A 12,749-nucleotide genomic window follows, 5' to 3' on the forward strand; every position below is an offset into this window, starting at 1 on the left:
GCTGTGATTCGCTCGACGCAGCGCTTCGTCAAGGTCTGGCGTCGCGATGCAATGAGCGATCCGGTGCCGAGACGTTGCCTATCGCAAGAGCGCCGCCATGCGTACCCGTGAAATGTGCGGGGTACCCATCGGCCACGACTCGAGGGAGGTCACGGGGTGGATGCCCAAGCGCAGGTCTCGCAGCTGAGTCGCGAACGCCGTGAGGCCCTTGCCAGGCGTATCCGGTCTCGGATGTCCGAAGCCGGCGGGCCGCCCGCCGATCACGACGTGAGTGTCGTGGGTGGTGGCGCCGCGGCTCTCACCCTGGCTCTGGAACTTCGCCGGGCGCGGCCGAGCACGCGAGTCCAGGTGATCGAACCCCACGTCCACCCGGTCCCGGAGATGACCCACACGGTGGGGGAGTCGACCGTCGAGGTGTCGGCTCACTACCTGCGTGACCGTCTCGGCCTCGGCGATCACCTGAGCACTTCTCAGATCCGCAAGATGGGGTTGCGGATGTTCTTTTCCGTCGATCGCAACACCGACATCGCGCAACGGATGGAGCTGGGCAGTTCGTCGTTCGTACCGCAGGTGACCTATCAGATCGACCGCGGGCGATTGGAGAACGAGCTCAGCAGACGCTGCCTGGCGGAGGGTGTCGAGATCACGCACGGCCGGGTCAGTGCGGTGGAACTGAGCGAAGGGCAGGGGCCCCACACCATTTCGGTCCAGGACGGTGAGTCCGTCACCCGGACCACGGCACGGTGGGTGGTGGACGCGTCCGGGCGTAACCGATTCCTGCCCCGTCACTTGAATATCCGGCAGGCCAACGCACACGACTGCAACGCCGTATGGTTCCGCGTCGCAACGGAAATCGACGTCGGCCGGTGGAGCGACGACCCGGACTGGCAGAGCCGCCTGGTCGAAGGCGACCGCGCACTGTCCACCAATCACCTGATGGGCGAGGGCTACTGGGTCTGGCTGATCCGCCTCGCGTCCGGTGCCACCAGCGTCGGCATCGTCGCCGACCCGGCCTACCATCCGTTCGGCACGTTCAACACCCTTGAGAAGGCCACCGCGTGGCTGCGCGACCACGAGCCCCAGTGCGCGGCCGTGGTGGACGAGCACGCGCATGACATCAAAGATTTCCGCGTCATGAAGAAGTACAGCCACGGCGCGGCACAGGTTTACGACGGCACCGCCCGCTGGTGCCTGACCGGCGACGCGGGCATCTTCCTCGACCCGCTCTACTCGTCGGGGCTCGATCTCGTCGCGATCGGCAACGGACTGATCACCGACATGATCACCCGTGAACTCGACGGTGATGATGTCGTCGCGCGCGCGCAGATCAGCGACACACTCTTTCGCTCGCTCACCGAGATGTGGCTTGCGGTGTACCAGGACCAGTACTCACTGATGGGCGTGCCGAGCGTGATGTCGGCGAAGATCATCTGGGACGTGGCCTTCTACTGGGGATTCATCGGTCTGTTGTACGTCAACGGCCGGTACGTGAACCTCGCCGACGATCCCGGCTTCGTACCGCACCTCGATGGTCTCATCGCTCTGAGCAACCGCGTGCAGAAGTTCTTCCGCGAGTGGGCCGCAGTCGAAACCGGAACTCCCACGGTGTCCTTCGTCGACCTGTACGCACCGTTGAACTTCATGGTGACTCTGCACAAAGCGATGATGGGCCCGAGTGAGAACTTCGACGAGCAGTTCGACATCAACGCCGACATGCTGCGCCGACTGGCCGGACAGCTGGTCGAGACAGTCCTCGCCGAGAAGTCGGCGATGTTCGGCGACGACGACGTCATGCGCCAGGTGCAGGAGTGGCAGCGGGACCCGCTGCTGCACGAGTTGCGGTCCGTCTACCGCCACCGGCAGGACAACGATCCCCTCAGCAGCGACTGGATTGTCAGCACCTCGCCCGCCCTTCAGACGAGCTGACCGGTGACCATGCTCAGCGATCACAGCGGCCGCGAGCCGCTGGCCATCGTCGGTATCGGATGCCGCCTGCCCGGCGGGGCCGATTCGGCGGACCGTCTGTGGGATCTGCTCTGCAGCGAGACGGACGCGACCTGTGTCGTGCCCGAATCGCGCTGGAACGCCGACCGCTATCACGACCCCAACCCGGCCAAAGTCGGCAAGATCGTGACCCGCCGCGGCGGATTCCTCAGCGAGATAGACCAATTCGATCCTCAATTCTTCGGAATCTCGCCGCGCGAGGCGCATTCTCTCGACCCCCAGCAGCGCCTCCTGCTGCACGCCGCGTGGGAAGCGCTGGAGGACGGCGGACTTCCCGCCGACAGCCTGGCCGGCAGCGATGTCGGGGTGTTCATCGGCGGCTTCACCCTCGACTATCAACTGCTACAGAACCTGGGCCGTACCAGTCGCTACCGGTTCAAGGCGCATTCGGCCACCGGGATGATGATGACGATGCTGGCCAACCGGCTCTCGCACGCATTCGACTTCCGCGGGCCCAGCGTGACGGTCGATACGGCCTGCTCGGGTTCGCTCGTCGCCGTACACCTTGCCGCACAGAGCATCTGGAACGGCGAGTGCACCGTGGCGTTGGCCGGCGGCGTCAACATCATGGGCGGGCCCAACACCGCGATCGCGGAGTCCAAGAGCGGATTCCTCAGTCCCGAAGGACGTTCCAAAGCCTTCAGTGACTCGGCCGACGGCTACGCCCGCGGCGAAGGCGGCGCCGTCGTCATCATCAAACCCCTGCACCAAGCGCTCGACGACGGCGACGACATCTATGCGCAGATCCTCGGCACCGCCGTGTCGCAGGACGGTCATACCGACGGCATCACCGTTCCGCGTCAGGAGGCACAGGAAGCCGCCATTAGGACAGCGCTCGCGCGAGCAGGCATCGCGCCCAACGACATCGGATATGTCGAAGCCCACGGCACCGGAACGCCAGTCGGAGATCCGATCGAGATGCGCGCGCTGGCGGGCGCGCTGACAGCCGACCGATCACCGGCCGATCCGCTTCTGATCGGGTCGATCAAAACCAACATCGGTCACCTCGAAGCGGGGGCCGGTGTTGCCGGGCTGATCAAAGCCGCGTTGGTGGCCAAGCACGGCTATATTCCGGCCAACCTACATCTCGACGAGCCCACCCGGCACGTCTCACTGACGGAACTCAAGATCGACGTACCCGCGACCGGGCGGCCGTTCCCCGCCGACAAGCGACGGCTCGTCGGCGTCAACTCGTTCGGCTTCGGCGGTACCAATGCCCACGTGGTTCTCGCGGGGCCACCCGCTGCGGCGGGCCCCAGCCCCGAACCGCTCGCGCCGCAACTACCTGCGGTACTTCCCATCTCGGCGCGCAGCGAGGAGGCCCTGGTTGCGGCAGCCGGCCGGCTCGCCGGTCATCTCGACGCGGACCCGGACCTCACGCTGTCCGATCTGCAGTACACGCTGGGATTGCGGCGCTCACATCTGAACTACCGGCACGTCGTCATCGCCGACAGCAAAGATGATGTACGGCAACAACTTCAACTTCTCGCCGACGGTGGGCCGATCTCGGGACGCACTGCGGGTGCCGCGCCCAAGCTCGCCTTCGTCTGCACCGGGATGGGCCCGCAGTGGTGGCGGATGTGCCGAGGGTTACTCGACGTCCTTCCGGCCTTCACCGACAGCATCCTGCGCAGCGATCGCGAGCTTGCGCAGTACACCGGGTGGTCGCTCGTCGACGAACTGCGACGGGACGAGGCCACCTCGCGGATGACCGAGACCGAGGTGGCGCAGCCGGCCAACTTCGCCGTCCAGATCGCTCTGGCCGAACAGCTGGCGCAGTACGGGATCCGCCCGGATGCGGTAATCGGGCACAGTGCAGGCGAAGTCGCCGCCCACCACATCGCCGGCCTGCTGACCTTCGAGCAAGCTGTCGAGGTCGTCTACCACCGAAGCCGCCTTCAGCAGCGCACCAGTGGGCAAGGCCGGATGCTCGCCGTCGGCACCGACGCCGATTCGCTGATGCGAGCGATGGACCCGCAGATGCAGGCCGAATTCGGCAGGCGGATATCGATAGCGGCGATCAACAGCCCGTCCGCGGTCACCGTTGCCGGGGACGGGGACGTCCTCGCCGTGTTGGCTCCGCACCTGGATGAGCTGGGGATCTTCAATCGCTATCTCACCGGGAAGGTGCCGTACCACACGCATTTCATGGATGCGATCAAGGACGATCTGCTCGGTGCGCTCGACGGGATGTCGTCGAAGGATGCCACCATGCCGCTGTATTCGACAGTCACCGGCGAGCGGCTGGACCGGTATCAGGCCGGCGCCGCGTACTGGTGGCAGAACACGCGGGCGACGGTGCTCTTCGAGCCCGCGATCCGGCGAATGGTGGAAGACGGCTACACCCACTTCGTCGAGCTCGGCCCGCATCCCGCGCTGGCGGCGTCGATCGTGGAAACCGCGGGCCAGCAGAAAATCTCGGTGACGGCCGTCCAACGACGCGACCAGGACGACGTCCGCACGCTTCTCAATTGTGTTGGCACGCTGCACTGCAATGGCCATGACATCGCATGGGGCGCACTCCAGCACCGTGCTGGCGCTCGCCTGGCGAAGCTGCCGAGCTACCCGTGGCAGACCAAACGCTTCTGGAATGAAACCCGGGAATCCACCGAAGCTCTGTTCTACAAGCCGGTGCATCCCCTTCTCGGACAGCGGATCAGTGCGCTGCACCCCACCTGGGAAGCGGAACTGAGCACCGTGTTCAATCCGTTCCTTGCCGACCATCGGGTGCAGGGAAGTGTGGTCGTGCCGGGGGCGGTCTACATCGAGATGGGTATGGCGGTGGCGAACGCCGTCTACGGCTCGGACTTCAGCGTCGACAATGTGGTGCTGCATCGTGCGGTGATCCTCGACGACACCTGCGATCCGATCCTGCGGACCACCCTCAACGAGCAGGACGGCACACTGGAATTCGCGTCGTTCACCGCGACAGCGGACGGTGAACCCAAGTGGGCCATCACCGCCACCGCCGAACTCAACGTCCGGCCACCAGCGCCCAAGACGATGGCCTCAGCAGACAGCGCCGAGTCGGTCGTCTCGATCAGCGGCGCCGACTTCTACCGTCGCACCGAGTCCATCGGCTTCGACTACGGCGACGCCTTCCGGACCGTCCGGACGGTCACCGCGGGCGAGGACTGGGCCGTCGCCGACATCGCGGTGCCCGAATCAATCGTCGATGAGGTGCCGCGATTCCGGTTCCACCCGGCTCTCATCGACGGGGCGTTCCAGGCGTTGTTCGGCGCACCGTTCCTCGGTCAGGAAGAGAACGAGGATCCGTTCCTGCCGGTTCGGATCCGGCAGTGCGCCGTCTACGGCGCACCCGCGCCGGAGATGTCGGTTCACGTCCGCGTGGTGTCGGTGAGCAAGTCGCACGTCGAAAGCGACATCACGATCACCGAGCCGGACGGTACGCCGCTCGCGGTCATCACCGGGTTCGTCGTGCAGTCGTTGAGCGAGTCGTCGCGCATGTCGCCCGACCGTATCGACAAGGGAGTCCTACAGATTCAGTGGCAGCGCATGGCGGACCAGCCACCCGGCGAGGAGATCGGTGCCGCCGGCCCAACGTCGTGGCTGCTCCTCGGTGACGACACGGGTGTGGGAGCGGCCATCGCCGAGGAGATGCGTCGCCGAGGCCACCGCGTCCGCGTAGTCGGCCACGACGGCGGAGATGAACTCGCTGCGATAGATTTCGGCGCGCTGTTCGCCCCCGATTTCCACGGGATCATCGACTGCTGGCCGCTGGACATCACGGAATCGCGTTCGGTCGAGGACCAACAGCAGCTCGGCGTACTCACCGTGTTGCGGCTCGCGAAAGCCCTTGCCCAACAAGACACCCCCGACCAGGTTCGCCTGTATCTGGTCACCGCGAACGCCCAACCCGCACCGGACACCGAACTGCGCGGTGTCGACCAGGCCGCGGTGTGGGGTCTCGGTCGCGTCATCGGCCACCAGGAGCTACCGGAGCACTGGGGCGGACTCATCGACATCGATGCCGCCGACGACCACGCCCAGACGGCGGCCCGCATCTGCGAACACCTCCTCAGTGGGGAGCCCGAAGATCAGATCGCCATCCGCGGCGAGGTGACCTACGTGCCGCGTCTGCGGCCGTGCGATCAGCTGAGGCGGCCCTTTCCCACCAAACTCAGCCCGGACGCGACCTACGTCGTCACCGGCGGTGCAGGCGCACTCGGTCGGGTGGTCGCCACGTATCTCGCGGAGCGGGGCGCGCGGCATATCGCCTTGTGGGGTCGCAGTGTGGTCCCGCCGAGAGACAGCTGGCCCGGCCTCACCGCGGAGCATCGCCATTTCGAGACCGTCAAGACGATCGTCGACATCGAACGTCTCGGCGTGCACGTCACAACGGCGAGCATCGACGTCGCCGACCGTGAGCAGGTTTCGGCATGGTTGCGCGACCACGCCGGAGGCGGCGGACGGCCGGTGCGCGGAATCATCCACGCCGCCGGATCGGTCAACGACCAACTGCTGGTGAACATCAGCGAAGACGACTTCACCGCGGTGATGGCGCCCAAGGTGACCGGCGCTCGCGTGCTGCACGACGCCTTGAAAGACCACGAGCTCGACTTCTTCGTGATGTTCGGCTCCGCCGGGTCGACGATCGCCTCGCCGGGGCAGGGCAACTATGCAGCCGCCAACGCCTTCCTCGACGCATTCGCGCACTATCGCCGGGAACAGGGTTTGCCGGCACTCACGATCGGTTGGGGTCCCTGGTCGGTGGGGATGGTCGAAGAGCTCAACCTCGAAAAGCTTTACGCTGCAAGAGGTATTGAACTCATCACCCCCGCGGTGGGTGCTCTGATCCTCGATCGGCTCATCAACCAACAACCGGCCGATGTCGTCGCCATCAGCGCCGACTGGGGCCGGGCCCGCCAAGCCGGGCTCGGCAGCCGTCTGCCGATGATGTTCGCCGAACTCGGAACCTCCGAGACCGTACCCGGCGCAGGCGAATCCGACGGTTCGATACTCATGATGCTCGCGACGACTCCCGAAGCCGACCGTCCTGCTGTCATCGCTGATCAGCTTCGGCAGATCGTGGCAGCTGTCTTCGACTGCGCCGTAGAAGATTTCGAGCCGGACGATATGCTCGACGATATCGGCCTGGATTCGATGATGGCCATGGACTTCCGAGTGCGGATCAACATGACCTTCTCGATCGACCTGCCGGTACTCGAGATCCTTCGTGGCGTGAGCGTGAACTCGCTGGCCGACCGGGTGCTCGCCGAGTTGCACTTCATCCATGGTGACGTCGCCACGGCAACTACCGAATCGGCAGGGCCGACCGAGGAGCCGGACCTCGACGACGAGCTGGACCAGCTGATGGCCGAACTGTCCGACGCCGAACTGCAGGAACTTCTCGCGCAGCTGGAGAACGAGCCCGAATCGGATGCCGGCGAGGCATTCTCATGATTGCGGCATCGGCGGTTCAGGTCGAGGGACTGTCCAAGTCCTACGGCCGGCTGCAGGCCGTTCGCGATCTCGATCTCGAGGTCGGCTACGGTGAGATATTCGCGATCCTCGGGCCCAACGGGGCGGGCAAGTCCACGACCATCGAGATTCTGGAAGGGCACCGCAAACGCGACTCGGGGCGGGTTCAGGTGCTCGGCGAAGATCCTGCAGATGCAGGGCGCAGTTGGCGGGCCAGGATCGGTATCGTCTTGCAGGAGACCAGCGACTTCGGCGTTCTGACGGTGCTGGAAACCGTGCGGATGTTCGCGAAGTGCTACGGCGAGGCGCGGGCCCGGGTCCCCGAGGAACTGCTGGAGCTTGTCGGCTTGACGTCCAGCGCCGGCTCGCGGGTCCGGACACTGTCGGGAGGGCAGCGTCGCCGCCTCGACGTCGCGCTGGGCATCATCGCCCAGCCGGAGCTTCTCTTTCTCGACGAGCCGACCACCGGATTCGATCCGGAGGCACGGCGCCAGTTCTGGGACCTCATCAGGCTCCTGGCCAGCGATGGCACCACCATCCTCCTGACGACGCACTATCTGGAAGAGGCAGCCGCACTGGCGGATCGGGTCGCCGTGGTGGCCGGTGGCCGAGTGGCGGCCGTCGATTCTCCCGCACGTCTGACCGCGCACGTCAACAGCGCGGCCACGGTGCAGTGGATGGACGGCGACCGGCTGCGCGTGGAGCACACCGACCATCCGACCGAGTTCATCAGGCAACAGTCTGCCGACGGCACCGAACTGGCCCAGCTCACCGTCACCCGGCCCACCCTCGAGGATGCCTACCTGCAACTGATCGGGATGGCGTGATGTCGGTCGACTCAACCCCGCGTAACGGGGCCCAGCCGCAGCATCGCGGCGCCGCAGCGGCAACAGCCCTGCCCTCGGCCGTACGGATCGGGTTGTCGCGAGTCATCCCCGAACTGAAGATGTTCTACCGGCGTCCCGAGCAAGTGGTGCTGACGTTTTCGATGCCGGCGATCATCTGCATTCTTCTGGGGTCGATCTTCTCCGCGAAGATCCCCGGCACGCAGACCAGTACCGGCGCCGTGATAGCCGCCAGCATGCTGGCCTACGGAATCCTCTCCACGTCGTTCATCAACCTCGGCATCGGTATCGCTGCCGACCGTGAAACCGGCGCTCTTCGCCGCCTGCGCGGGACGCCGGCGACCGCATCGTCGTATTTCATCGGCAAGATCATCTTGGTTGCCATCGCCAGCCTCGCCGAGGCGGTCGTGCTGCTGGCGTTGGGGGTGGCGGCTTTTCAGCTTCAACTGCCCAGCGACGTATACGCGTGGTTCACGCTGGCCTGGGTGTTCGTCCTGGGCATCATCAGCTGTTCGTTGCTGGGCATTCTGGTGAGCAACTTCGCAGGCAACGCCGTCTCCGCGGCGGTGATGACGAATGGGCCTGCCGTCGGTCTGCAGTTCGTGTCGGGCACCTATGTGCCGCTGATGGCCTTGCCGACCTGGATGTTGATCGTCGGGTCCATCTTCCCGGTCAAGTGGATGGCGCAGGGTTTCCGCTCGGTGCTGCTGCCCGCGCAGATGGTTGCCTTCGAGCCGGCAGGCAGCTGGGAGCACGGGCGTATCTTCCTGGTGCTGGCCGCGTGGAGCATCGGCGGTCTGATGGCCTGCCTCTACATCTTCCGATGGTCGGACAAGGGCTGACGCCCATGCCGCCACTGCTGAACATCGCCTACCATTTTTTCCTGCAGATCGCGGTCATCCTCCTGACCTACCGGCTGCTGTGGCCGCTGTTCCGCAGGCTGGCCCAGGTGCAGGTCGTCGCGATCATGGTTGCCGGCTTCCTGCTCGGGCCTTCGGTTTTGGGGTGGATCTGGCCTGCCGCACAACAGTGGCTGTTTCCGGCCAAGCTGACGATCGGCGCCGAAACGATCGTGCACCCGAACCTCACGGTCATCTATGTCGTCGGCCAGCTCGGCCTCGTCCTGTACATGTTCCTCGTGGGCTCCTCGTTCCAGCTGAGCATCCTGGGAGCACACTCCCGACAGGCGGGTGCCACCGCCGCCACCGGAATCGGAGTACCACTGATCCTCGGTGGCGTCCTGGGCTGGGTGATGGTGAGCCTCGGCGGCTACTTCACCGACAAGGTTGCGCACTGGCAGGGCGGCCTTTTCGTGGCGGCCGCGGTGGCGATCACCGCCTTCCCGATGCTGGCGTGGATCGTCTACGACTCCGGACTCCTCAACACCCGGCTGGGAACGATGGCATTGTCCTGCGCCGCAATCGACGACGCCTGCTCCTGGATCCTGCTGGCAACAGTTGTCGCGACCGCGAAAGGTCATGTGACAGGCGCGATTCTGGCCATCGGGGGTGGAATCGCCTACCTGCTGCTGATGATCTACGTGGGCCGGCCACTGCTGCGCCGGCTGGAGAGCTGGACACCTGCACGCGCTGACGTCGAGCGCACCGGCGGGTTACCGATCGCGCATACGAGCATCGTGCTCCTGGTCGTACTCACCGCGAGCTGGTTCACCGATCTGGTCGGGATCTATTCCGTATTCGGCGCTTTCGTGGCGGGTGTGGTGATGCCCCGCGGCGCGTTCCTGGATGCGATCCGTGAGCGGTTCGAGCCACTGGTGGCCTATCTGCTGCTCCCGGCGTTCTTCATCTATTCGGGACTCAACACTCAACTGACATTGATCTTCGACTCGTCGACTCTGCTCATGGCGAGCATCGTCCTGGTCGTGTCCTTCGCCGCGAAGTTCGGGGCCGTCGGTTTGGCCGCACGCTGGCAGGGCATGAGCTGGTACGAGGCGGGCTCGATGGGAGCACTGGCCAACGCCCGCGGTCTGATGGAGCTGATCCTGCTGAACATCGGTCTGGAAGCGGGACTGATCTCCGGCAAGCTCTACACGATTCTGGCGGTCATGACGATCATCACCACGTTCGTCGCCACACCGTTGCAGCGGCTGTTCGAACGCCGTCTGGCCAGGTCTGGCGCGAAATTCGGCCCGGAGGGGGAGGAACCCTACGGCAAGGAGCCGGCCGCCGCGTGACCGAGACCGGTCTGAGCGCCTTCCGGGTCGCGAGATCGACCTGAGGGTCGCGACGCCCCGCGGTGCACGACCATGAGGTCGATTTCGTGTTGACCCGAGTCAAAAGCCGCGAAGCTTCCGCAGCCAAGTACCCAGAAGCGAGTGCCGTAGCGGCCACGTCACGACCGACTCGATGAGTCTCAGGGCACTCTCCGGAAGGGACTGCGGCACTGTGACGGGATCCATGAGGTCGTTCTCCGCAAAGGGACTCGCGTCTGCGGCCACCATCGTGTCGGTGAGCGCCCGAAGCGATCGCCCGGTGCCTCGCAACGCCTCGACCGATGCCAAAAAGGAACCGAGGCGGGCTATCTCGTCGCGGAAAGTATCGACCGACACACCGAGGTGCTCGGCTATGAGCGTGTTTCGTACGCGGAGGATCTCTTCCTCTACCGGCCCGGAGTCCCCACGCGTGGGCAGCGATTCGATAGCGACATCGCATTCGCTGTCGAACCCCAACGATCTGTTGTTGAAGTTCGACGAGCCGATACGAAGCAACCGACCATCGATCACAAGGACCTTGGAGTGCACGTAGACCGACACCCCCCGATCTGCCACCGGCCAGTACACACCTAGCCGTCCGTGCTCGTCCGCGGTTCTGAGCATGCGGAAGAGTCGTTCACGGGCACTGTCCATTGATTCTTGTTCCAGCCGGCTTTCTGAGCTGCGCGGGAGAATCATCACGACTTCGGGGCCGTCGGGCTCACGCAGTCGGGCAGCGATCGCGCCGGCGATACTGCGCGACGCGAAGTACTGGTTCTCCAGGTAGATGACATCGCGTGCGGCGGCGATGGCCGCGAGATCCAGCGCCTCGACTTCCCGGACTTCGCTGCGGCCCGGCAGCCTGGGAAGCGTGCGTGCCACCCCGACGTCGACTCTGCGCAGCCCGGGGATGAGCCCATCGGGCCAGGCCGGCGGCGATGACGTCACCGGCGGCAGTGCCTGCCCGGTCGCTGCCTCCCAGCGGTCCCGGGCCTGTTCGGCAAGTACACCCGCAGCAGCGCCGTCCACCGCGGCCATCACCTCGTGGCGGGGGCCGTAGGCGCCGCCGAGGCCGGTCCGGCGGCGGTCGGCAGGGAGGTGCTCGGAGGTATCCCACCGCCCGAGCGTCAGATCCAGGCCGCCGCAGAATGCCACGGCATCGTCGATGACCACGATCTTCTGATGGTGCACCGCGCCGGTGGGATGCGCGCCATCGACGGCGAAACGCAAACGCGCCGAGGTGAATTGGTTGAGCACACTGACCGGGGTGACGCCGAACCAGAACCCGTCGAACGCGGGCAGGAGGCGAAGGTTGGACTTGAGCAGGTACACGTTGAGTCCCCGCCGCCGCTCGAGCAGCCAATGCAGGAATGGGCCGAGGTGGTTAGGCCCGTCCAGAGTCTTCCCACCCCGTTCGAAGGCGGTTCGGTAGTCGAGGTCCCAGCCGACGATGACGATCCGGTGTTGGGCACGCAGCATCGCGGCCTTCAGATGCCGCAGGTAATCCGCGCCATCGATGATGGCGGCAAAACGATCGGCTTCCGCCGCCCGCCAACACGTGTCGCCGGGCACCAGCAGCGAGTTCTCACCAGCCGATTCGTCGGTGCCCACGGACTTCCTCCTGTTCCGGGATGGGCGGCATTATCCAGCGCACATCTTGTGCAATCTTCCCTCATACCCACTGTTTGGGGACGGCCCGTAAGAAACTTGTCACGGTGGCGATCGTCGATGGTGACGAACGTCTCCCAGCCTCGTGTCACCGCTCGTCACGGCGAATCCGGCCACGGCGCAACCGGTTTGGGGGACACGCCTGGGTGGCCAGCGGAAGCTGATCGGCTAAACTGGCTGTCGCGACCCTGATTTCGGGGTTGGCGGACGAGGGAGCAGTACCCGCCCAGGACAAGACTGACTCGCAGGAGGAGTCTCGTCATGGCATGGGTCATTCTGGTGCTCTCCGGAATTCTCGAAGCCGTCTGGGCGGTGGCGCTGGGGGAGTCGGACGGTCTGCGCCGACGGGTGCCGACGGTGGTGTTCGTCCTGGCGCTCATCGGCAGCATGATCGGCCTCGCACTGGCGATGGGCACGGTGGCGACCGGCACCGCCTATGCGGTCTGGGTTGGTATCGGTGCGTCCCTGACGGTGCTCTGGGCGATGATTCGACGCCAGGAGGCTGCGACCATGGGCCGTCTGTTGCTGCTCGCGCTGCTCGTCGGTTCGGTTGTCGGACTCAAGGTGGTGAGCTAACC

At 65.4% G+C, this 12,749-nt stretch carries 7 protein-coding genes and 1 riboswitch; of the genes, 6 read left to right on the plus strand and 1 reads right to left on the minus strand.

Annotation, left to right across the window (positions count from 1 at the left end; all coding sequences use genetic code 11):
- Positions 1-231: 231 nt before the first annotated feature.
- The 5 genes from CRM90_RS05005 to CRM90_RS05025 are packed head-to-tail and all read left to right on the plus strand — an operon-like array spanning position 232 to position 10,485.
- A complete protein-coding gene (locus CRM90_RS05005; protein ID WP_142391323.1) occupies positions 232-1,926 on the plus strand; it encodes an NAD(P)/FAD-dependent oxidoreductase in 1,695 nt (564 codons plus the stop codon).
- 9 nt (positions 1,927-1,935) lie between these two features.
- The gene (locus tag CRM90_RS05010) at positions 1,936-7,428 is read left to right on the plus strand and encodes a type I polyketide synthase (RefSeq protein ID WP_102806118.1); all 5,493 of its coding nucleotides are present in this window, start codon (positions 1,936-1,938) and stop codon (positions 7,426-7,428) included.
- The gene (locus CRM90_RS05015; RefSeq protein ID WP_102805900.1) at positions 7,425-8,273 is read left to right on the plus strand and encodes an ABC transporter ATP-binding protein; all 849 of its coding nucleotides are present in this window, start codon (positions 7,425-7,427) and stop codon (positions 8,271-8,273) included. The genes CRM90_RS05010 and CRM90_RS05015 overlap by 4 nt, the downstream gene beginning before the upstream one ends.
- Positions 8,273-9,133 (plus strand): ABC transporter permease, encoded by an 861-nt coding sequence (locus tag CRM90_RS05020; protein ID WP_102805901.1) that lies wholly within the window; start codon positions 8,273-8,275, stop codon positions 9,131-9,133. Before CRM90_RS05015 ends, CRM90_RS05020 begins: the two co-directional genes overlap by 1 nt.
- 5 nt (positions 9,134-9,138) lie before the next feature.
- Entirely contained in the window at positions 9,139-10,485 is a 1,347-nt protein-coding gene (locus CRM90_RS05025) for a cation:proton antiporter (protein ID WP_102805902.1), read from the plus strand.
- Positions 10,486-10,584: 99 nt separating this feature from the next.
- On the opposite strand, the gene CRM90_RS05030 is transcribed toward CRM90_RS05025, so the two are convergent.
- Positions 10,585-12,114, minus strand: a complete 1,530-nt coding sequence (locus CRM90_RS05030) for a phospholipase D-like domain-containing protein (protein ID WP_102805903.1) — start codon at positions 12,112-12,114, stop codon at positions 10,585-10,587.
- A gap of 238 nt (positions 12,115-12,352) precedes the next feature.
- Positions 12,353-12,418: riboswitch (guanidine-III (ykkC-III) riboswitch) on the plus strand.
- 14 nt (positions 12,419-12,432) lie between these two features.
- On the opposite strand from CRM90_RS05030, the gene CRM90_RS05035 reads away from it, so the two are divergent.
- The gene (locus CRM90_RS05035; RefSeq protein WP_102805904.1) at positions 12,433-12,747 is read left to right on the plus strand and encodes a DMT family transporter; all 315 of its coding nucleotides are present in this window, start codon (positions 12,433-12,435) and stop codon (positions 12,745-12,747) included.
- The last annotated feature ends 2 nt before the right edge of the window (positions 12,748-12,749 follow it).

It is taken from the genome of Mycobacterium sp. ENV421 (assembly GCF_002887815.1).
Lineage (GTDB): Bacteria > Actinomycetota > Actinomycetes > Mycobacteriales > Mycobacteriaceae > Mycobacterium.